At 35.8% G+C, this 22,055-nt stretch carries 19 protein-coding genes and 2 pseudogenes; 7 read left to right on the top strand and 14 right to left on the bottom strand.

What is annotated here, in order from left to right:
- Positions 1 to 83: 83 nt before the first annotated feature.
- The 7 genes and pseudogenes from G4407_RS12785 to G4407_RS12755 form a co-directional block, all read right to left on the bottom strand.
- Positions 84 to 440: pseudogene (locus tag G4407_RS12785) on the bottom strand (ATPase, T2SS/T4P/T4SS family); the annotation flags it as partial.
- A gap of 139 nt (positions 441 to 579) precedes the next feature.
- Positions 580 to 975: a hypothetical protein gene (locus G4407_RS12780; protein ID WP_227275210.1), complete on the bottom strand. Its 396-nt coding sequence runs from the start codon at positions 973 to 975 to the stop codon at positions 580 to 582.
- A 9-nt stretch (positions 976 to 984) separates the two neighbouring features.
- A complete protein-coding gene (locus tag G4407_RS12775; RefSeq protein WP_055151993.1) occupies positions 985 to 1,365 on the bottom strand; it encodes a TnpV protein in 381 nt (126 codons plus the stop codon).
- A gap of 20 nt (positions 1,366 to 1,385) precedes the next feature.
- A complete protein-coding gene (locus G4407_RS12770; RefSeq protein WP_008374214.1) occupies positions 1,386 to 1,793 on the bottom strand; it encodes a DUF6262 family protein in 408 nt (135 codons plus the stop codon).
- A complete protein-coding gene (locus tag G4407_RS12765) occupies positions 1,777 to 3,285 on the bottom strand; it encodes a tyrosine-type recombinase/integrase (RefSeq protein WP_243862294.1) in 1,509 nt (502 codons plus the stop codon). Before G4407_RS12765 ends, G4407_RS12770 begins: the two co-directional genes overlap by 17 nt.
- 12 nt (positions 3,286 to 3,297) lie before the next feature.
- Positions 3,298 to 5,001, bottom strand: a complete 1,704-nt coding sequence (locus tag G4407_RS12760) for a tyrosine-type recombinase/integrase (RefSeq protein ID WP_243868842.1) — start codon at positions 4,999 to 5,001, stop codon at positions 3,298 to 3,300.
- Between the two features lie 18 nt (positions 5,002 to 5,019).
- Positions 5,020 to 6,123 (bottom strand): tyrosine-type recombinase/integrase, encoded by a 1,104-nt coding sequence (locus G4407_RS12755; protein ID WP_173689186.1) that lies wholly within the window; start codon positions 6,121 to 6,123, stop codon positions 5,020 to 5,022.
- 240 nt (positions 6,124 to 6,363) lie between these two features.
- Between G4407_RS12755 and G4407_RS12750 the strand changes: the two genes are divergently transcribed.
- Positions 6,364 to 7,161: a helix-turn-helix domain-containing protein gene (locus G4407_RS12750; RefSeq protein WP_015513596.1), complete on the top strand. Its 798-nt coding sequence runs from the start codon at positions 6,364 to 6,366 to the stop codon at positions 7,159 to 7,161.
- Between the two features lie 432 nt (positions 7,162 to 7,593).
- On the opposite strand, the gene G4407_RS12745 is transcribed toward G4407_RS12750, so the two are convergent.
- The 5 genes from G4407_RS12745 to G4407_RS12725 all read right to left on the bottom strand — a co-directional run bounded on the left by G4407_RS12745 (position 7,594) and on the right by G4407_RS12725 (position 13,606).
- Entirely contained in the window at positions 7,594 to 8,247 is a 654-nt protein-coding gene (locus tag G4407_RS12745) for a helix-turn-helix transcriptional regulator (RefSeq protein WP_015513595.1), read from the bottom strand.
- 167 nt (positions 8,248 to 8,414) lie between these two features.
- Positions 8,415 to 8,582, bottom strand: a complete 168-nt coding sequence (locus tag G4407_RS12740; protein ID WP_015513594.1) for a transposon-encoded TnpW family protein — start codon at positions 8,580 to 8,582, stop codon at positions 8,415 to 8,417.
- 1,248 nt (positions 8,583 to 9,830) lie between these two features.
- Positions 9,831 to 12,629 (bottom strand): DNA methyltransferase, encoded by a 2,799-nt coding sequence (locus G4407_RS12735; RefSeq protein ID WP_015513592.1) that lies wholly within the window; start codon positions 12,627 to 12,629, stop codon positions 9,831 to 9,833.
- Positions 12,630 to 12,754: 125 nt separating this feature from the next.
- Positions 12,755 to 13,228: a hypothetical protein gene (locus tag G4407_RS12730; protein ID WP_015513591.1), complete on the bottom strand. Its 474-nt coding sequence runs from the start codon at positions 13,226 to 13,228 to the stop codon at positions 12,755 to 12,757.
- Positions 13,229 to 13,285: 57 nt separating this feature from the next.
- Positions 13,286 to 13,606, bottom strand: a complete 321-nt coding sequence (locus tag G4407_RS12725) for a helix-turn-helix domain-containing protein (RefSeq protein ID WP_013976760.1) — start codon at positions 13,604 to 13,606, stop codon at positions 13,286 to 13,288.
- Positions 13,607 to 14,171: 565 nt separating this feature from the next.
- Here G4407_RS12725 and G4407_RS12720 point away from each other — a divergent pair.
- The 6 genes from G4407_RS12720 (at position 14,172) to G4407_RS12695 (ending at position 19,529) form a co-directional block, all read left to right on the top strand.
- Complete coding sequence (locus G4407_RS12720; protein WP_055177530.1) at positions 14,172 to 14,561, top strand: helix-turn-helix domain-containing protein; 390 nt, start codon at positions 14,172 to 14,174, stop codon at positions 14,559 to 14,561.
- Positions 14,562 to 14,690: 129 nt separating this feature from the next.
- Positions 14,691 to 16,544 carry a recombinase family protein gene (locus G4407_RS12715; protein WP_173689185.1) on the top strand — a complete coding sequence of 618 codons (1,854 nt, stop codon included), beginning with the start codon at positions 14,691 to 14,693 and terminating at the stop codon, positions 16,542 to 16,544.
- Positions 16,541 to 17,329, top strand: a complete 789-nt coding sequence (locus tag G4407_RS12710) for a hypothetical protein (protein WP_055177523.1) — start codon at positions 16,541 to 16,543, stop codon at positions 17,327 to 17,329. The genes G4407_RS12715 and G4407_RS12710 overlap by 4 nt, the downstream gene beginning before the upstream one ends.
- Positions 17,289 to 17,705: a hypothetical protein gene (locus tag G4407_RS12705; protein WP_044999283.1), complete on the top strand. Its 417-nt coding sequence runs from the start codon at positions 17,289 to 17,291 to the stop codon at positions 17,703 to 17,705. The genes G4407_RS12710 and G4407_RS12705 overlap by 41 nt, the downstream gene beginning before the upstream one ends.
- On the top strand, positions 17,692 to 18,612 hold the full coding sequence (locus G4407_RS12700) for a hypothetical protein (RefSeq protein ID WP_055196442.1): 921 nt from the start codon (positions 17,692 to 17,694) through the stop codon (positions 18,610 to 18,612). The genes G4407_RS12705 and G4407_RS12700 overlap by 14 nt, the downstream gene beginning before the upstream one ends.
- Before the next feature lie 2 nt (positions 18,613 to 18,614).
- A complete protein-coding gene (locus G4407_RS12695) occupies positions 18,615 to 19,529 on the top strand; it encodes a DUF6551 family protein (RefSeq protein ID WP_055155695.1) in 915 nt (304 codons plus the stop codon).
- Positions 19,530 to 20,007: 478 nt separating this feature from the next.
- Here G4407_RS12695 and G4407_RS12690 read toward each other — a convergent pair.
- Together G4407_RS12690 and G4407_RS12685 are read right to left on the bottom strand one after the other, a co-directional pair.
- A pseudogene (locus G4407_RS12690) lies at positions 20,008 to 20,859 on the bottom strand (CpaF family protein); the annotation flags it as partial.
- Positions 20,834 to 21,760 carry a P-loop NTPase family protein gene (locus tag G4407_RS12685; RefSeq protein WP_173689184.1) on the bottom strand — a complete coding sequence of 309 codons (927 nt, stop codon included), beginning with the start codon at positions 21,758 to 21,760 and terminating at the stop codon, positions 20,834 to 20,836. The pseudogene G4407_RS12690 and the gene G4407_RS12685, both read right to left, overlap by 26 nt.
- Between the last annotated feature and the right edge of the window lie 295 nt (positions 21,761 to 22,055).

The raw sequence follows: 22,055 nt of genomic DNA, 5'->3' as shown, positions 1-22,055 counted from the left end.
ACAGTCTTGAATAGAACAGCATGGCGATCAGAAACACCAGAAGAGTACTTTCCGTTATTGCCAGGGCATACTCCTTCCGGCTGATACCCTGCCGCCATAAGTTTTTCCGTCCGTGTAAGCGTGGATCTTTTCACCCACTCCCCCTGGATTTTTCCATCCTTACTTCCCGTCTCCTGAAAGGAAAATAACGGTTGAAGCCTGATTTCTCCTTTTTCATATCCCAATACCTCCATGATTTCCAATACTTTCCTGCTCTTATCCCGAAGGCGTCCCAGATGTACCAGGATATCGATTCCGGAAGCGATCTGACGCATAACTGCTTCCAGCGGAAGTTTAATCCCCATCAGTACCATTGTAGACAATCTGCTCATCATATCATCCGGACTGTTCGCATGACCGGTACTGATCGACCCATCATGGCCTGTATTAATCGCCTTTATATGGACTCCCTATGTTCCCATCATGCAGAAATACAATATCTGTACTTAATATACACTGTATATAACGTTATTATCTTGCCATTCCACAGTTGCAAAAAGAAAAGAGAGCCTTTCACAGCCCTCTTTCATATTGACTTTCTCATTCATTTGTCATACTTAACAGTTTGGCAACCAATGTCTCTAAACTTTTTCCCCAAAATGGGACAAAGTCTGGTATTGCACCAAATGCCATCCCAATTATTATCATTCGCCCACATTCTCTTGCAGATTCCAATGCAAATCCATAACTCAAAACACCTGTCAGAATAAATATAATTGATAAAAAGTAAAGCAAAATATTTCCCAACATCATCGGAATTTTTAATAACCAGCGAATCAATGTCATTACTGCAAGAATTAAATATAAAAACACTTTTATTATGTACTTAACCAACATTTTTAATCCCTCACTTTTTTGTCTTTCCGGACAGCAAGAATCTTGCCATCCGGACTTCCACTTTTTTGCTATCCGGGCTGCAAAATTCTTGCTATCCAATGCAGTTCATTATCCTTTCGTGTATATCATTTCCGTCAAAATCATCTCTTCTGCATCATGACAAAGGGTATTCATCCTCCTTGTCCATTCCATGTTGTCTTGCCTTTTTAATTCCTCTGTAATTCCTTCTTTCTCCATCATCTGTTTTACTAATTGTTCTTCTCTATCCCTTGCTTCTGCATCAATCTGATTCAAATGCTCGACAAGTTTTCCTTGTAACAACAATATTTGATATTTTGCCTTTCTGTGTTCCTGTAAATAGCTTTTACGAAGCATCCCATATTTCCCATAAGTTGGTTCGATATCTGTAAGTGCCAATTCTGGCAAATAATAATCACCACATAACATATAAGTAAGTCCATTTTTCTCATCATAAATTTCGTTCTGCATAAAATATTCTCCTTTTCTTCCTATAATTGGTCGTACATCTTCAACAGTGTTCCCTTTTTCATTTGACTATATTTCACCTGTAATTCTTCATATTTTTTCTGAAGACTTTCATATTCGTTTTTCGGAACACTATCGGATAATTTCTGTTCTAAACTCTTAATCCGTGCTTCCTGTGCTTTTGCAATAGCATCACTTTTAGGATTTCGCAATATCATTCCCTGTTGTTTTTCCTTCAATTCCATCATGACCTGTTTCACATTCGGATTATTATAGAAAAAACCTCTGGAAAGTCCTGTTAGTTTTGTAAGTTCAGCAACTGAAATTTTTATATTTTTTCTATACATTGTTTCAATAGCTGTTATTGCTGTTTCCGTCATTTCCGCACTTTTTTCTTTTGCCAGTGCTACCATTTTATCGTGTTTCTGCATTTTCCTTTTCCCTCCTGTATTGTGCTAATAATTCATTCATTTCATCTCGTACAGCCTTTGTATCCTCCGCTAATGCTTCGTTTCTTAACCGCCGATAATGTGGTATGGTTCGTGTATCCTTATGCCCCAACAGCCTTGCAATGCTATCATCATCTAATTTCATTTCTGTAAGTTTTACTCCAAAAGTATGTCTAAAACGATGTGTACGAAACTCAAAATAATTTCCCTTATCATCCCTGATATCATTTTCATAAATCATGATATTTACATGATATTTCAGCATTGAATCTGTATACAATTTTCCATTATCTTGCAGAAAAATATATTCTGAATCTGGATGCTCCTTTTCTGAAACTTCTATTGCTTTTCTAATCAATTCTGCCAGCTGATCGCTAACTGGTCTTTTGTATTTCCTTGTTTTCTGCTGGATAATAGTTATAAAATAATGTCCTGATTTCTCAGATAAGCAATCTCTTCGCAAAGTCAACGTATCCTCTATTCTTGTACCGAGCATCTGATGTATTATTAAACATCTGCCTAACTGGGGCTTTAATTTTGTTAATGCACAATTAAATCTCCTGATTTCTGCATCTGAATACGCTTCTGGTAAAGCGTTATCATATGCTCTGCAATCACTGGACAGAAAAAGGTTGCATATATTTTCTATTTCCAGTTCACGCCCTATTTCATCCAACAGATTATCCAAAACCGACAGCTCTGTCGTGTAACTGACTGATGTAAGACCGGTATCCGTTTTTATATAAACCAGATAATCTTCTATCATATCCCTGCTAATTTCTGTAAAGTGCTTTACTTCTGGGAATCGATCATACATGAAACTAGCAAACCGACGGAATCCACGCAATTCACCTTTTATACTACCCATTGCTTTTGTCTGGCAGTGGCTATACAATATTTTCTTTATTATCTCTTTAAATTCTTTCTGCCTGATCTCACGAAAATCTAATCTATATCTTCCACGAATCGGATTACTCCTTGGCACAATATCCAACTTTCTCATATCCCATACATCTTTTTCATTTTCTGGAATATCTGCTGTTTTACACTTCACAACATACTCATAATACATTTTCAGAAAAGAAACCTGAGCGCTACTTTGCTGCTCAACATTCCGCCTATCCGGTCTATTTCTTCTAACGTACAGCGCCAATCCTTTTTTATATAAAAATGCTTTATAACTTCTCTCCAGTTCTTCCCATTTTTTATCAGTAATGCTGCTACAACTTGTACACTTCTCATTCAGAAATTCTTTCAACAGATCAAATCTGTAAATATCATTTACTACTGTTGATAATGACAAACGTCTACATCTATCATCGATATACCCATAAATCTCATCCTGTATCTTTTCATTATGAATCTCAGATATGTAGTACACCCTGTTTTCCTTCCATTTCAGCCCTGCCAACTGTTTTTCTGTAGCTTGTTGATAACAGTCATACGAAATCAAATTAATATTACCTTTCATCATCTTCTGCTCCTTTCAATTTAAATGACTGATTTTTAGAGAAATATTTATCTTCAGCCGATACAATACGTTCGGCATGAAATCAATGTACTGTTTTGTCATATTCTCACTTGAATGTCCTAGATAATCTCGTACCCCTTGTATAGAAACCCCATTTCCGTACATTGAAGTTGCAAGGTTATGTCTGTAATCGTGTGCTCTAAAGATATAATCTCCGCAGGCAATCCCACGAACCTTACACTCCCGAATCATCTGATTTGAAAATGTCTGTCCATTAAATGCACCACCCTTTTTATTTTTGAATAAATACTCCCCATTTTTTATTCCGTACTTTTTTTCATAATCATTCACCAGTCCAACCAATAGACTGGGAACAGGAATAACTTTTTCTCTCCGCATTTTGCTTTGATATATGCGCATCCAATTCTCATTGCCTTGTGAATAAAAGGCTCCCGATTTTATTGTACAAACCTCGCTTTTCCTAATTCCTGTGCAAAGCAAAATCAAATACATCAACTGTAAATGCTCTGGGAATGCCGGCAGCTCCTTAATCAGATGAGCAATTGTTTTTTCTGGAACACTTCTTTCATTGTGTTCCGAAAAACCTTTTTTTAAAAATCGTTCCGGATAAAACTTCAACACTTCAATATTTTTCATTTTCAAAAACTGTAGAAATGTATGCATATGTGTGATATATCGGTTAAAAGTGGAATACTTAATATCGGACTCATCCAAAACAGACACATAATCCGCTATATCTTGCATCGCCAGTTCAGTTACTTTCTTACTCTGTCCATCCAGATATTTTAAAAATTGTGAAATAAAACTTATTGTATTTCGGATATTTGATAAAGACAGATCAGATATCCCGACCAAATATTTTGCGTATAATTGTAAATACCAACGATTTTCTTTTTCGTAAATATTAATAAATGAAAGGCTTTTAACAGGTGAACTGGCATTGATTCTCGATTTATCAAACTGAAACCTATCCATATACCAGATACACGCTCGCCAATTTGTCTCTGAATCTGTTAGAAATAACGTTCTTCTCGCAAACTCAACAATCTTAGAAGCCTGTTTTTTTATAATTTCCGACTCCTTGTTTAAATACAGATAAAATCTGTTTTCGTCTGCCTGTTCCATTTCTTCAATATCATCTATTCCGTACTTATCGCAAAACCGTATAAGTGCTTTTAATGGTTCTAAAAAATATCTTCGATGTCTTTGTACCTTATCCATATTCAGAATTTCACACAGCAATATTTTTGTCTGTCGCACCAACTGTGATGAATGTATCCTCGTTAAGTCCCATAACAAATCATTCTTATCAACCACCTGACGGAAAGATTGTGCTTTCTTCTTATTGGGGACATACAGCAAAAACAATTTGTCTTGCTTAAAAAACTCCTGTTCTACAGAGAAGGGGGTTCCTTGTGAATAGACATCCGGCATATTTTCTATTTTTAAACGATCAAATAAGCTCAGTAATTCCGCTTTATATTTTTCTGAAATATCCTCTTTTTCAAGAGAATCCATATACATTTTTCTCGTTTCATAGTTAATATCTGCAGTACACTGTATATCGGTATACTGAAAAAATTTGTATAACCGGTTATAGTATTTTGCTTCTCCATTTGTAACTAAAGATATTTCTTCCTTTAATTTCTCAGATATTTTTTCCTGATATAACTTCGGAACAATTTTTAATACTGCCAAGGTAATCCCTCCTTCCTTTTACAGAAAATCTGCAATTTGGTATAAATCTTCATTATTTGAGTAGTATTGATCTGTCGCTTCTATCAATCGTTCATTATTTTCACCCAAGTATTTAATGGTAGTTTCGACTTTCTTATGCCCCAGGGCAAAACGAATGTCATTCAAATCCCACCCTTCTTTTCTTCTTTCCTCCGCAAAATAGTGTCGGAGCTGATGCGGATGGGAATTGATATCCGTTTTTTTGGATAGCCTTTTCAACATGCTATACACAGAATCCGCATCTAATGGCTCTCCTTTGTTTTTTCCTGTCAATTTTGTAAATAGATACTCCGAGTTCATCAGACTTTTTCGGTTATCAGAAATGTACTTAACCAAGAACTCAAAAGTTGTATTACTTAACAAAGCCATTCTATATTCTGCATTTTTTGCTCTTGCCAAGTTGGTATTGGATTCACGATACCTTACCCGAACCGTCCTTCTTTCAAAATCAATATCTTCGGTATAATGGATTCCCAGAATTTCCCCTAATCTAAGACCGGTTTCTGCCATCATTGCTATCAGCAATCGATCTCTATCATTCGTACAGGCATTTATCAGTTCCTGTATTTCTTCGGATGTTATTTCTTCCAGATTAGGTTCTTCTTCTTTGAAGAAACCTTTAAACGAATTCACTGCATTTTGATGATTTACTCCCATACTGTCAAAATACGATACTTTTTTTACTCGTAAGACTTTAAGCATTGGCAAAACATCTTCCAGTGCCAAAAACTGGTAGTATCTGAAGACTGCACCAAGATACATATTGCAGGTCTTATTGCTCGTCTGTGTGTTATGCTCAGTATGCTTTCCACTCTTAACCCAATACAAGAAATCAATAAAATGTTTATTCTGCTCTGAATAGGATCGCAATATAATCTCATCCAATCCTATCGTTTGCTCCTGCAGAAAATTGTAATAATATGAAAGTGCGAAAGCTGCAGATTTTACAGTATTCGGAGAAGCATTAATCTGATCCAGATGCTTCAAATACTTTGATGGAAGGATTTCAATTTCTTCAATATCAGAAATAATCAAAAAACGTGGTCTATTATCTTTCAAAATCGAAACAACCCTATATTTCAATCCACAGCCCTCCTTCCTTTCTTTTTGATTCATTTGACTTCTTTGACTTCTTGATTTACATTATACACAAAGATGTCAAAATGTCAATTACGTTTTTGACTTCTTTGACTTTTGCAAGAATATCAATAAAGCATTTTTTGATTTCTTTATGTTTTAAATTGATTTTTAGGGATATAATTGATAAGATAAAATACAAGAAGTCAATTTATACAAAGTCAAAGAAGTCAAGAGGAGATTTGAATGAACGAATTTATATCAAATTCAGGCACACTAATAAATCCTGACAGCGTTTACGATCAGGAAAGATTCATCAATATACTTCAAATCATTTTACAGAAAAAAACACAAAAAGAATTATCTGAACAAACAGGCTTAAATAATGCAACCATTTCACGAATGCTCAACGGTGCCCGATCTGGAAGACCATATAAAAGCACTATTGATAAAATTGCAAAAGCCATTGATGATCCAGAACTTATCCAAGAATTATATGATGCAACGGGATATTCTTCTAAGAAAATACGGGAACGAAAAAAGATAATTGCAGACAATGGATTTTCTCTGGATCTCTCTACTGTTCAGGTGCATGAAAAGTTTTTTTCTACTTTAATGCGTGGACTTTCCATGATGACAAGTCTGCATAAAGTTGAATGGACAATAAAATCTGGAACGCCCAGATCATACGATTATTTAATTGAATTAAAAGAGGGAAATATAGATTATTGGTATATTAGATATGTAGATAGAATTACTTCTGATGAAGAAAGAAAAAAAGCCTTAACTGCCATTTATGGAGAATTTGCAAAATTGAAATTGGACGGAAAAATTAAAGTTTCTTGCGCCACTCCTTCTTACGAAGATTATGATTATTTTGTTACAATTCCACCATACCAATTAAATACAAATGCTTCAATTATACATTTTGATTCTGAACTCGAAAGATTTGCAGACGAAACCTTTTTAGAGACAGCTTTACCACTTAAAGAAAATATTCCTGTTAAGGATTTTTGTAATCTTACCGAATCACTGATACTATAACTTTTTAATTTTATCACAGAGAGAGTTGCTTATGGCTCTCTCTTTTTTTAACGCTTCCTCCTCCCATGTTCTAACTCATTATGGCAAATCATTTTCTAAAGCAAGTATCGCCTAGAGTAACTCAAAATCCCATTTCTGGATTATGATTCTCTGACGAACTTAATGGAGATTACGATTCCCCATACCCTCAATATCACAAAATATCAAATTTTGCTATTAGCTCATAATAAATTTTCGCAGCTATCTGTTTTTGCACTCATAGTTATCAAAAGCTTTTTATAACCATCTGCTTCTACCAGTAACAAAATGTCAATAGTTTTTTAATCACTTTTTCAAAAAAGGCAAAAAAATAGAACGTATAGATTATTTCCATACGCTCTATCTCACATTTCATATTAAATTTTTGAATTCTACAAACTTGAATTTTTCTTGTTACTTATTTTTTTGATTGTGGCGTTTCTTATTCCACAGTGAACCTACCAACATACCGATTGCAGAGATTATTGCTCCGGCTACAATCATTCCCAAGTCAGGGGTATTCAGTTTGTTAAAAGCAATGTTGTTTGCCATTTTGAATGTGCCATATTCAGCAAGCATATACATTACGCCAAAGAAAAGAGTGAATGCCCATTTTCCTTTTCCCCAAAAGTTATTTTTACCAATAACAATAGATACAATAAATGTGGATATAGGAAGAATAAACCAAAGAAACATCAAACTGTAACCCATAGCGTCACTTCCACTTGTAAAAAACCAGAACACTATCATTGCAAACGCCCAAATCAAGAGATAGGAGAGAATCGTAATAATCTTGTTTCTGTTGGCATTGCTTTTCACAACATTCGTACTTTCTTCAAGATAATCATAATAGCTTTTCATTTTTCGTTCTCCTTTCAATAGATAGTCAAGAGAGACATCGTAGCATTCGCTCATTTTAATGACGCTGATAATATCTGGATAGGATTTTTCATTTTCCCAATTTGAGATGGTCTGACGACTCACACCCAACAATTCGGCAACCTGTTCTTGCGTCAGCTTTTTTTCAATTCGGGCTTCCTTGATTTTGCATCCAATATCATGCTCCATGCCACTATACCTCCTTGCACTTTTATTGTAGGAAAAACACTCACTATTGTCTACAAAATAGCTTTGACATCACTTATTATGCGTGTCAAAATCCTTTTACATCTGCCAAATCCCGATTTGTTACTCACATGATATCATATTTTTTCTTCAATTACATCCACCTAATTTTAATACACTGCCTGTCGACTTGCTTCTGTAACCAGCATCCGGTTAATCTTCTCCTGCATTGTTTCCTTTGCATTTTCATTGAAATGATAACGGACAACATAGACTGTCTGCCCGATTTTCTTTGTAAATGTGTTACCCTCTGTTTTTGTATTCATCATTTTTTCCATAATCATTTTTCCTTTCTTTTGGAGCCCCAGCAGAGAGTCATTCCATTGGTCTCTGTCAGAACATTATTCTTTAAATCAGGCCCAAAATGGGCACTTCCAGTTTCACAGGCTACCTATATATAGCCTTTTCATTTTTGCTTGCAAAAAGCCTTGTGATCACAGCACTTTTTTAACGTAAAAAGCGTTTTAATATGATGCAGCCAACGACAAGAAGCATATCTAACAAATATCATTGTCTATCACTTCTGTTTTCTCTGCCGATATCTCTCTGGTTAATGCCTAATAATCTTCCCTGCCAGACAAGACGATAAGTACAGCGTTTGCTTCTATCGTGTTTCCAAATACTTTCTTCCATCATCCGATGGTTCTTCATCAAGTTTCAGTCCGTGACGTTTACAGATATCTAAAAACATTGTCCGGCAGGCAGAATCGGCTGCAGATTCAAAATTTTATTATTCAAAAATAAATAAAAATGGATTCCACCAAAATACCCATCACCAAAAATGTACTGGACACTTCTATTCATTATATTTGCACCAACAACTTGAAGTTATCTTCCTGCTTACGACTTTCCAACAACATAAACTCCAAATATCATTTTGATAATATAAAGATACTTCTTTCTTACCCCAGAGCAAGATCCACCTGTGTTTAACAATATTGTCTTTCATCACAATATTCTCTCATCAGGTTTTCATCTTGCTGGAGATTCCCCAAACCCATTTTTCTATTTATGCCGAGGTCTCAGTACACACTAGAGCAAGATCCACCCCGGTAATACCATATCGCTATTTTAGCAATATGATATTTTCCGGATGTAGGATTCTTGCTGAGGATTGTGCTCCCCAGTTCCTCACATTCAGCATAAATATATAATTGGTTCCTCGAATTTCTTCGGTCACAGCACAGGGAGAAAAAATAGGCTAAACAGCCCTATATCCCTGTGAAATCACCATGTGATTATAAAAACAGCAAGGACAGGAAGTGTGGATACACTTCCGCAAAATTGCCAATTTCGGAGCCATATCCAAAATTGAAAAATACATAAAAATCAAAAATCCGAAACCTTACTCGATATCCAAATTTATAATTTTTACATATTACAAAAAAACCAATATGAAAATTTTACAAATTTTGTAACACCTGTAAAATTCCCATATTGGTTTTTATTCATCTTTTATGGATTTGGAATATTCTATGTTTTCAAATATTTTACTTTGAGCAAAAAAACAGCTCTATAAACTTTTATCATTGCATTTTCTGGTATAATTTCATCAACTCTCCCACACAATCTGCTTCCGTCATTTTTGTACTAAAGCCATATGCAGCCATAACAGCTTTATCATTTGCAGTATGTGCTCGCCGTAACTCGGCTGGCATTGTTAAAGGATCATATAAAGCCGCAAGATTACTATTCGGATATAATGTTCTTGCTTTCAAAATTTCCTGTGCCGATTTTTCAATTTGTTCCCGATTCTTCTCCGTTACTACAGGCCACGGGAAATTGTTATACACTATTGTGTTTGAATAACTATAATCACTTTTTAATCTTCCACACACTGCTCGCATCCATGCCATATGAACATTCGACATCAATACACCAAATTCATAAAATGATGCATTTGGCATAGTGAATAATTTGTCTCCCGGAATAATTTCACCATCTAAATAATCCATTGGAATATATCTACGATTCTGAGAAGAAACTTTGGGAATCGCAATATATTGATTTTTATGTTCAAGTATTGATGCAAATAAAGTTGGATTCTCAGCCGCTTTTTTTGTGTTCGCTCTTGTACTACTAAGTCTAAATTCACGTACTTTATTCACTCGTTCTAATATCATCGGACATTTTTTTAATAATCCAGGATCAGCTCCAACAAGCCAAATACAATATCTCGGCTTTCGATCAATAAAATCTTTTCCCATCATATAATGTCTAAAAAACGGAGAAGCCTGTGGTTCTTTTTCCAAAAACTCTTCCTTTTCCTCTTCCGTCAATATTAAAAATCCACCATCAATTGCTTGCCCACCTAATGCTATTTCAGGAACATTACACAATGGTTTCATTCTTTTTTCAATGAATATATTTTCTGCATCAAGCAAATATCCATTAATATTATTCGCCGGAATTGTGTTCTCACCTGAAAAAATTATTTTCTGCTTATTATTTACAGCTCTACTAAAGCCAACAATTACACAATGAACATGCGCTTTTATTGACGCTTCACTATCCCATATAAATGTTCTGTATGCAAAATCAATGTGTAGACCTGATTCAAAAAGAGGTTTCCAGAGAATCGAAACACTTTCTCCCTGTGTAATTGAATTAGTTGATACCAATGCTGCTCTGATATTATAATTTCCCATATAGTCAGCCGCTTTTTTATACCAGCAACTAACATAATCAAGATTTCCTATACTCTTCCATCCTTCAAATATCTTCTCAACATCTTCCTTCTGCTCCGACGCCATCCAACGTGCTCCTACAAATGGCGGATTTCCCATTATAAACGATAATTTTTCTGCAGGAATTACATCATTCCAATCAATTCTTAATGCATTTCCTTCTGTGATATTTACATATGTCTTTAAAGGAAGAAAATCATCATTAAATCCATACACAATATTTTTCGTTTCTTCCAACATTTGAGATTCTGCAATCCATAAAGCCGTTTTTGCAACTGTAACTGCAAAATCGTTAATCTCTATTCCATAAAATTGCTGAATAGAAACTCTAATTGGATTATTTACCTCTACCAATGTCATTTGTCCGCCAACTTTTTCCCTTATCACCTCATTCTCCAAACGACGAAGCGACAGGTATGTTTCTGTAAGGAAATTTCCGGAACCACACGCAGGATCAAAAAATGTAAGTGATGCCAATTTATTTTGGAATTCTTCCAATTTTTTATCTCTGGTACGCTTCACTTGAATTGCTCTAACACTATCAAATTCCTTTTGCAAATCTTCCAAAAAAAGAGGACTAATAACTTTATGAATATTTTCAATAGATGTATAATGCATTCCTCCTGAACGTCTGGTCTCAGGATTTAATGTAGATTCAAATACCGCTCCAAATATAGTTGGAGAAATATCACTCCAGTCAAAATCTTCTGACGCTTTTGTAAGAAGTAATTCTTTAATTTCCTCTGTAAAAGGTGGTATCTCAATAGTTTCATCAGCAAATAACCCACCATTTACATATGGGAACTGAGCAAGTTCTTCTTCCAAATACTCGTCTCGCTCTGATACAGGTGTATCCAATATCTTAAATAATTCTATTAAAGCTCTCCGGCAATCCTTTACTTCATATGTTTCCAAATAATCGTGAAACATATTTCTCTTTCCAAAAATACCAGCATCTTCTGCATACAAGCAAAAAACAATTCGCACACATAAAGCATTCAGGCTCTTTAGTTTATGCTCTCTTTTTTCTTTCTGCTCAAATGTTTCATCCTTTTCCTTAATATCTGGTATACGATATTGTTTTAAAAACGCATCATAAATAAGCCCAACAATACCTCCTGCTTTTATTGATACTTCCATTTCATGCGATATTGTCTTTACTTCCTTTTTCACCAAGAAGTCCAACAATGGATATTTGCTTTGTAATTCATCTAAAGCAATCTTTGTCGGTTCTGGCTGTTTCTGGTTCATATCATAAATCCAAATTTCAGCAAAATTTGACGTAACAATCCATCGAGCTCTTTCATCAAAAGTCAGTTTCCCATTATATCTGTCTGCCTGTTCAAATGGAGTAAGATCAACATCTCCTGAATTCCTGATTTTCTGATCCAATGCTTTTCCAAGACTCTTCTGTTCAATGATTACTCGTGTTTCAGGAATATATACATCAATACGTTTTGTATTTCCATCAATTACAACTTTCTTTTCAAAATTCAAACGTTCTGTCACATTATCCATTCCCAAAACATTCGTCAATAAATCAATCCAATAAGAACGTCCATCTTCATCTTCTTTCCCTTTTCCCATCCATCGGTTTACAAATTGACGGGCAGCCTCTCTTTGTTCTGCATCTGTCATGCTTTTTTCCTCCTAAATAATCGTGCATTCACCAATCTTTCTCCGACTATTTTTACATATCATATCCACAGTATATCATAAAATTATTACAGAACAGCATTCATATATCATTATTTGTATTTTGTCTACACACAAGGAACTTCTACCGCCAAATCATAATAATATTGATACATGATCATGTTATCTTTTGCTTCTATATACACTCTCTGAGCTTCTTTCATCAAGTTATTCCAAATATCTTTCCATTCACTAGGAGCCGAATCTAAAAACCACATATTATTAAATGACATTTCTATCGTCCCCCATAAATCATCTTCTTTACGCTCAGTTTTTATATTCATCTGCATATTTCGGGCAATTTCCAATGCATCTTTTTGTAAAAAAGTAAATTTCACTACTTTTTGAGGATCTGGAACTTTCTTAAAACGACGCATATGAGCTTCTGCCTTTTTTATAATTGTTTCCAATTGTTCATCATGCCATTTTTTATCCTCTAGTATCTCTTCTTCTGACATTTGCGCTTTTTCTGCATTAATTTCTCTTTGCATTTCTTCCAATTCACGCTGTGCAATATCATAATATTTCTTTTCAATCACCATAATCTCCCAACTCCATAAAAAAAGAAACAGTCAACATTTTCGTTACAACTGTTTCCTTTATTTTTGAAGTCCCCGGAGCATTTGTATCACTACATTCTGTTCTTTTTCATCAAGATTATTCCAAATATTCAGAACCTCTTGTTGTGATTCTGATAAGCTTACTGGAACATCCATTCCGGCAAAGAATTGTGCCATTGTTACTCCCAGTGCATCACATATCTTTTCTACAGTAGGCATAGTGGGTAAACTTTCTTTAGCAATAATTTTTCCAATCGAAGATTGAGATATACCAGTCAATTGTGACAGCCGATATTTACTCATATCACGTTTTTTACATAAAGCTATAATATTGTCCGCAATATAATCCTCTGTACGCAAGTAAATACACCTCTTTCCGATAGTAGTTACCTTAATTGTAACTAGAAATCCGAAAAAATATTAGAGATGTATCTTACAAGTATTTACTAAGGGAAACAGTAGTATTAAAACAAAAAAAATAGAACTATATAAAGTTGTATTCCATTAATGTCAGCTTATTATCTAAATGCTCATATTCTCTTTGTATTTCTTCAATTTTATCATATAGTTTCAACACTGTCGAACCCTTTATCATTTTATTTTCTTGGCACATCTGCCGGAATTTTTCTTTGTACTCCCCGCAGTATTCTTCCTTTTTCCTCTAATCCTCCAGTGTTTTGATTTCCTCTTTATCTGCCATGTATTTTCCTCCCAGACATAATTTTTAATACATAAATGATAACCCTTTTTTCACTGTTGTTCAATTACAACTCATCGCCTTTTTCTCCCATCAATCGACAATCTTCTTTTTGCTATATACATATGATATACTTCTCTTTATACAACCAATTGCTGTTGTGTAGCTCACCATTTTTTCTATCTACAACACAAAAAAGTCAAGTTGTGATGGAAAGGAGGTGAGGACATGGAAATAAATTATGCACTTATAGGCAAACGTATAAGAGAAACCCGCAAACAACGAGGATTATCTGCCGAGGAGCTGGCTGAAATTGCTGATCTTTCTACTGTTTATATAAGCTATATAGAAAATGCCAAGCGTAAACCCAGTTTAGAATCTTTAATCAAAATTAGCAACGCACTTGAAATTACTATTGATGAATTACTCTATGGGAACTTGTTATACAATCCTACTGAATATCAAACTGACATTGATTTATTAATGGCAGATTGTACCAGCACTGAAAAACGTTACATATTCGAGGTTCTTTCAGCCATAAAAAACATTTTACGAATCAATGATTGGCATCTATCCTCAAAACACAATTACGATGCTGATAACCTGAATGATTATTAAATCATTCAATAACAATCAAATATCTATTTCTACATAAACCATCCGTTAATCACTTAACCGATGGTTTATGTCTTTTTCAATCCAAAAATTCTATGATAGTTATATCAACTATAAAGGATGTCGCTATTGATGAAAGAAAGTGAAGAACAAAGCAGTAATATTGATGAACAGAAAGCCAGAATCCGGCAAAGATACAAAGGTATTGATCCAGAAGAACTGGAAGTAATTCCGGCACTTCCACCAGAGGATATTTTTAAAACAGAAAAAAAACTACGAGTAGCTGTATATGCAAGGGTATCTACGGATGATCCACGCCAAACATCCTCATATGAATTGCAGAAAAATCATTATCAGGATGTAGTAAATAAAAATCCGAATTGGATGCTTGTAGAAATATATGCCGACGAAGGCATTTCCGGCACTTCGCTTCAACATAGAGATGCATTCAAAAAAATGATTGAAGATTGTGAAGCCGGAAAAATTGATTTAATCATAACAAAAAGTGTATCCCGATTTGCAAGAAACGTTGTTGACTGTATCCGATATGTACGAGAGCTTTCTTCACTCCGTCCACCCGTCGGTGTATTTTTTGAAACAGAGCATTTAAATACTCTTGATCCCAAAAGCGAAATGATTCTGTCATTCATGTCAACACTTGCGCAGGAAGAAAGTCATACCAAAAGTGAAATTATGAATTCTTCCATTGAAATGCGTTTTCGTCGGGGAATATTCCTTACACCTCCTCTGCTCGGATATGACCAAGACGAAAATGGAGATCTTGTAATCAATCCACATGAAGCTAAAATTGTGCAGCTTATTTTTTATATGTATCTGAATGGAAGCAGTACTCAACAAATTGCTGATTCTTTGACAGAACTCGGTTGTAAAACAAAAAAGAATAATGATGTCTGGTCATCCAGTACCATACTACAAATCCTTCAAAATGAACGCCATTGTGGGGATGTTCTGGCGAGAAAAACATGGACTCCAAATTATCTTGACCATAAATCAAGGAAAAACAATCAAGACCGTAATCAATACAGAAAAGTCGGACATCACGAAGCTATTATCTCCCGAGATGATTTCATAGCTGTTCAAAAATTAATTACAAATGCGAAATATGGAAATAAAGAGATTTTACCAGAATTACATGTGATACAAGAAGGCTCTCTAAGTGGATTTATAAGCATTAATCCAAGATGGTCTGGATTTAAAGCCAGAGACTACTTTGAAGCATCTCAAAGCGTCCTTAAACCGGCAAATATGAATGTACCTGATACAATTACTGCTTCCGCCGGTTCCTTCGATTTAAGAGACTATGAAGTTGCCAGAGGACAATTTTTCTCCTCTGTTGGTCGGATTTCTGTTTCTTTTTCATATAAACAGATCTCTTTTAACAAAGATGCTATACGGAAATTTCCAAACATAAAATTTGTCGAACTGCTAATACACCCAAGCTCAAAACTACTTGCTATCCGACCATGTTCCTCTGAAACAAAAAATAAAGTGCAGTGGTCACGTCTCAAAGATGGTCAACTTATTCCAAAACCAATTTCCGGCGCTGCATTTTTGCCAACATTATACGAGATATTTAAATGGGACAAAAAATGCAAATATAGAATATTAGGAGTTGCCCACCAAAAAGACAATGAAAATGTCCTTATTTTCAACATGGACGATACAGAAATACGAATACCGACAAATACCAACGACGTATCCGCCCTCAACAATAACACGCCTGATACAATATCTGATTCTAAGAGTGTGTTAGCTTATCCTGCCGACTGGATGAATAGCTTCGGTAATAATTACTATACTCAGTCTCAAGCGCCAGAATTAACAGAATTTACAGCGGACAAAAACTGGCAGACTGCTTCAGAAAGTAAACCTTATAAAGAACCCGAGCTACAAACCACTCCCAAAGAAACCATTATACAAAATATAAAGAATATTATTACAGAAATTAAAGGAGACACCCAATGAGCGAGCAACCTATAAATCAATGGAATATGACTACAGAACCTTCTGATATGATGAAAATCAACACACCTATGCCAATAACAGTCGCACCCAGCCCCTCAAATCAAATGGAAGTCATTGACGATGATTCTTTCAGCTATGACGGTTATCAAGTTGTACGTGGCGAATTCTTCGCTCATATTTACGAACCTTCGTTTACGTTTAATAACTACAAGGTATCTGTAAATACCGCCTGCATAAAAAAACTACCCGATGTCGAATATGTGCAAATATTAGTCAATCCCATTGAAAAAAAACTGGCTGTCCGTCCCTGTCGAGAAGAAGAAAAAGACTCTTTTCGTTGGTGTTCCTCTGGAAAAAAGCGTTCGCCAAAACAAATCACCTGTCGAATTTTCTTTGCTAAAGTGATATCTCTCATGGACTGGAATCCTAATTATCGGTACAAGATTCTCGGCAAACTAATTCGTTCTGGCAATGAAATACTGTTCATTTTCGATTTAACTTCACCTGAAATATTTCCTCGTACACTAAAAGACAATGGAACTGTAACCACTGCTAGGACACCTTCTTATCCTGAAGAATGGAAGAATCAGTTCGGTATTCCAGTGGAAGAACATCAAAAATCAATGCAAGTCAATATATTTGAAGGCTACGCAGTATTTGACATACAAGAAAAGAAGAAGGCAACTGATAAATCCATAGAAAAAGCAAAAGAACCATCAACAACAGAAAGTGAGGAAAAATCCTATGAACAACAAACACTCTTCCCATCCACTAATATGTATTGACTTTAAAAAGAATCGTATACGAATCCACCGCAATACACTCCGTCAAATTGGTAACCCAGAATATATTCAACTTCTTGTTAATCCTGATCAAAAAATGATAGGTATAAAGGCTAGTTGTGCAGAGGATAAATTGGCACATAAAGTTAAGGATTATTTTGTCATCAATGGTAACAGTTATGAATTGTACAGCCGAGAATTACTATATTCACTTTCCCAGCTTAACCTTTCTTGGGAGAAATTTAACATTTTTCGTTTAGAAGGCAATATTTACCCAGATAAGAAAATAGCTCTATTTTCCATGGATAACATCATCACAAAACTGCCACAAACAGAATTCAAATCAGAAATAATGGGAGATGAGTATGCGCAATTATAGTATATATACATTAAAAACAAAACTAGAATTCACCAATTTGTATCAATATCTCAGTGAAAAAGATTATAAACAACTTGAACAACAGATATTATGTCATTCCTATCACACCCCAATCTGCACATGGAATGGTATTGTCATTAATGGTATAGAAGCGTATGAATTATTTCGTAAACACAGTATTCCTTTCCGAATAAAAAGACTCCATTTTTCCAGTAAAGAAGATGTAATTTCATGGATATGTACTGACCAACTTAAACGAGAGGATTTAACCAATATCAATAAAAAATACCTGATTGGGAAAAAATATGATGCTGAAAAAATTTTAGTTTCAAGACAACTTTCATCTACGAATAAATCTCATATTTCCGGTGCAAGCATCGCAGCGAAAAAAATATCCGAAGAATGTAATGTAGCAATGGCTACCGTTTACAAATATTCTGCTTACAGTAGTGCACTAGATATAATTGATGAAAAAGTTCCCGATTTTGTCAAACGAGTTCGTTCTGGTCAGCTCTGGATTTCCCAAGCTAATATTATTGAGCTTTCAGGATTATCAAAAGAGCAGCTTTTAAGCCTAAATAACTACCTTCTTGCCGAAAAGATAGAACATCTCAGTTATCATGATATGAAAAGGGAATTACTATGGAATAATTACGCCAAACCGATGTTAAGGAAAGAATCTTCCGTTTCTATTCCTTCAATACGCAACCTGCCACAATTTGATCCAGATGCGGAAATTGCAAGTCTTACATTGACGATTCCCTCGTGGAACAGTTCTATCGAAAGGGTATTAAAAGTTTCAGATTTTAAAATTGCATCTGATACAGCAAAATATAAGCTTAAATATCAGCTTATGTGCCTAATATCAACCACAAATAATATTTTAAAAAAATTGGAGGAAATATAATTATGGATGGAAATACCGAAGATTTACAAAAGTTTGTTCCCCAAGTGCATTTTGAGCAAATACCTATTAAAAATTTATGTTCAAATCAAGATTATCAACGTAATCTTTCCATCAAACACGTTCAGCGTGCTGCAGCTAATTTTGACCTTTATCAGATAAACCCTGTAAAAGTAAGTAGACGTGATGGGATAAATTATGTGTTCAACGGACAACACACTATAGAGATTGTTGCTCTCGTCTCTGGATCAAGAGAAACTCCTGTCTGGTGTATGGTTTATGATGATCTTGTTTACACCCAAGAAGCAGATATTTTTGCAAATCAGATGAAATATGTCAAATCGTTATTACCTTATGAAATATTCATGGCTAATATTGAAGCTGGTAATGATAGAGAACTTATTATTCGTGACCTTGTTGAATCATATGATCTCACTATTACTTCTTCCTCTCGCCCCGGAGGTATATGTGCTGTATCCACTTTAATTAATATCTATGAAAAATATGGTTTTCACACTCTTGATCGTGTTTTACGCCTTTGTGTTGCCACATGGGAAGGTGCGCCTATGTCCTTTAGTTCCAATATGCTTAATGCTATTGCCCGTCTGGATAATGCTTATGGAGAAACAATGAAAGATGACACCTTTAAAGAAAAAGTTGGGCGTGTCTCTGTCAGAGAAATCAGTCGTACTGCCAGAGAACGTCGTGCCGGTTCATTAGGATTCGCAGAAGCTCTTTTACTAGAATACAATAAAAAATCCAAGTATTCACTTCCTTTTGAGAAATTATACACTCATAAAACACCCAAAAAAAGAGAACCATCAACTGAAGATGAATCCGGTCAAAGTTCCACTCCAGAAGGTCAGTTAGATTTATTTTCTACGGATCAGGAGAATACTCAGGCTCTGCCAAACGAATAGCGCAGAGCCTTCAGCCTTTATTCTATCCATACTTTCAAAAGAACACCCTGCTTTAAGGCTCTCTTACATGCAATCACTATTTTATCTTATCCCAAATTCATCATCCGCTCCATCCGCCACCTTATATATGAATACCCATTCCAAATATTTGCTTTTACCGGATACTCTTTCCTGTAAACAAATACAGTGTGATATTTAACAAAATGTATTCTACACCAATTATGTATATCTTTCATATATATGTTATTTATACCATTCACCCACTGTTCTAAAGACCATATGTCTTTATCTGACACTAACTCCATTATGAACAGTACATTATAATATTGAATGACACCTACTCTCTTCCTTTCCTCTATTAACCTTTTACACAATAACCTATACTTAATGTTCATATCGTTCCTATGTCTCTCCCTCTAATCTATATTTTCCATCCTTATATACGTTATATATATAATTATTATATAGTACATATAAAAGCCTGTAACATATCCAGTGCTTCTTCTCCTCTGACTTCACCGACAATAATCCTCTCTGGTCGCATCCGGAGCGCTGTCCTGATCAGATCACGGATATTGATCTCCCCTGTTCCTTCTACATTTGCATTCCGTGCTTCAAGCCGCACCAGATTGGGAATCCCTGTGATCTGCAGTTCCGCGCTGTCCTCAATGGTAATAATACGTTCTTCTTTCGGAATAAAATCCGACAATACATTCAGAAAAGTTGTCTTTCCTGATCCTGTCCCTCCGCTGATAAAAATGTTATACTTTGCCTTCACGGCCTGGATCAGCATTGCTGCCGCTTCTTTTCCGATAGAGCCTGTGTCGATCATCGTCTCCATCGTAATCCTGCTTTTCGGAAACTTTCTGATCGTGACGATCGGTCCATTGAGCGCAACCGGTGGCAGTACAACATTTACTCTGGATCCATCCTCCAGTCTCGCATCTACGATCGGTGTTGCCTCATTGACAACCCTGTTACAGCCTGCTACCATCTGCTGAACCACATCTTCAAGCTTTCCCCTTGAAAGAAACTTTTTATCGGTTTCATAAATCCTTCCGTTACGCTCGATGAAAATCGGCTGCGTTCCATTGATCATGATTTCCGTAATCTCTTCATCCTCGATCAGCTCCTGCAAGATATCCAGCTTCCTGAACGCGTTAAAAAGCTCTCTCCCGAGAATTGCCTTTTCTCCAAGCGGAATGAACTCTTCTTTCGATTTTTCTTCCAGTATCCTGTGGATCAGTTCCAGCAGCTCTTCATCGCTTGCTTCCTTCGACAGATCCATCTGCGCCAGAATCTCTTCATGAAGTTGTTCTGCCCTCCGCATAGAAGAACCTCTTTTCTGTACTTTCTTTTAATAACTCAACTGTTTCTTTTACTGTCTGACGCATATTTTTCCCCATATTGATATACATGGTACGCGACTCCAGCTCCTGATACTGCAGTACCTTCAGCATATGCTGGTACTGCGCAATTTTTGCCATCGCATATACATCCTCCGCACACGGCATGAGAATCTGGTCACACAGCCTTAATAGCTGAAATACATCCTCCATCCCATTTCCGATATCCAGAATGATCACACTGTATACACTTTGGCTGATCAATCTTTCAAATAGAGTTTTCCATTCCTCTGTATGCACAGCACGAAGATCTGTCCATACTTTCATTGGCGGGATATAGTCCAGATCACCCATTCTTTTTACCATGGATGCAATCCGTATCCCGATATCATCTCTTTCCTGTTTTGCATAGTAAAGAACATTTGCCAGATCAGGAGCATCCTGATCCCGGAAATATCCTCCCATGCCTGCATAGGTTTCCAGATTCAGATACAGCACGTCCTCTGACTGTGCCAGTGCTTTCCCAAGTTTCAGTGAAAACGTTGTCTTTCCAATTCTGTGAACCGGTGAATACACTCCAAGGATTCTTCCATTTCCGTTATCCGCACACGATCCCGGAAACTTCTCCTCCTGAAGTCCTTTTAAAATCCCGGTCATCAGTCCGTCAACCGGCTGATATTTCCGAAGCTCCGTTTCCTCCTCTCCCAGATCCACACAATGCTGTCTCGTCAGAATAATTCTCTTCCCGGCAAAAATCTGCTTTCTTTTTTCATATGGAACATCCTCACTGATCAACAATACCTTTATCAGACCAATCTTCAGTAACTCCTGCACCATTTCCGGCGACGAACAGATTCGCACTCCTGCTGTCACCTCTTTTTTCAAAAGCAGCGCCTCCGCAAGTCTTCTGACATACTCTTCTTCTGGATCACAAATTAAAATTTCTCTGTCGATTCTTTGCTCTGCTCCTTTCCGGCATATCCGCCCTTTTTCTTTCAAACTTTGAATCAAATGCCGAATAGCATATGACGGAACACGTTTGCATTCCTTTTTTGACACAGTATTTATCAGAATATAAATACTGCCGAAACTGATTTTTTGATTTTCTAACTTATTGCTTTGCCTCTCTTGTAAGACGTATTATATGCGCCACTTTTCCCTTTGTCCATAGCTTTAAACC

Origin of the sequence: Allocoprococcus comes (assembly GCF_013300725.1) — a bacterium.
GTDB lineage: Bacteria > Bacillota > Clostridia > Lachnospirales > Lachnospiraceae > Allocoprococcus > Allocoprococcus comes_A.
The sequence above is the reverse complement of the archived record's forward strand: the minus strand, read 5'-3'. Positions and strand labels throughout refer to the sequence as shown.

What these genes read in the sequence shown, in the direction of transcription:
- G4407_RS12775 (WP_055151993.1), bottom strand. Translation starts at nt 1,365, where the DNA reads ATGCAGAACGAAATTTATGATGAGAAAAATGGACTTACTTATATGTTA.
- G4407_RS12770 (WP_008374214.1), bottom strand. Translation starts at nt 1,793, where the DNA reads ATGCAGAAACACGATAAAATGGTAGCACTGGCAAAAGAAAAAAGTGCG.
- G4407_RS12765 (WP_243862294.1), bottom strand. Translation starts at nt 3,285, where the DNA reads ATGATGAAAGGTAATATTAATTTGATTTCGTATGACTGTTATCAACAA.
- G4407_RS12750 (WP_015513596.1), top strand. Translation starts at nt 6,364, where the DNA reads ATGAACGAATTTATATCAAATTCAGGCACACTAATAAATCCTGACAGC.
- G4407_RS12745 (WP_015513595.1), bottom strand. Translation starts at nt 8,247, where the DNA reads ATGGAGCATGATATTGGATGCAAAATCAAGGAAGCCCGAATTGAAAAA.
- G4407_RS12740 (WP_015513594.1), bottom strand. Translation starts at nt 8,582, where the DNA reads ATGGAAAAAATGATGAATACAAAAACAGAGGGTAACACATTTACAAAG.
- G4407_RS12735 (WP_015513592.1), bottom strand. Translation starts at nt 12,629, where the DNA reads ATGACAGATGCAGAACAAAGAGAGGCTGCCCGTCAATTTGTAAACCGA.
- G4407_RS12730 (WP_015513591.1), bottom strand. Translation starts at nt 13,228, where the DNA reads ATGGTGATTGAAAAGAAATATTATGATATTGCACAGCGTGAATTGGAA.
- G4407_RS12720 (WP_055177530.1), top strand. Translation starts at nt 14,172, where the DNA reads ATGGAAATAAATTATGCACTTATAGGCAAACGTATAAGAGAAACCCGC.
- G4407_RS12715 (WP_173689185.1), top strand. Translation starts at nt 14,691, where the DNA reads ATGAAAGAAAGTGAAGAACAAAGCAGTAATATTGATGAACAGAAAGCC.
- G4407_RS12710 (WP_055177523.1), top strand. Translation starts at nt 16,541, where the DNA reads ATGAGCGAGCAACCTATAAATCAATGGAATATGACTACAGAACCTTCT.
- G4407_RS12705 (WP_044999283.1), top strand. Translation starts at nt 17,289, where the DNA reads ATGAACAACAAACACTCTTCCCATCCACTAATATGTATTGACTTTAAA.
- G4407_RS12700 (WP_055196442.1), top strand. Translation starts at nt 17,692, where the DNA reads ATGCGCAATTATAGTATATATACATTAAAAACAAAACTAGAATTCACC.
- G4407_RS12695 (WP_055155695.1), top strand. Translation starts at nt 18,615, where the DNA reads ATGGATGGAAATACCGAAGATTTACAAAAGTTTGTTCCCCAAGTGCAT.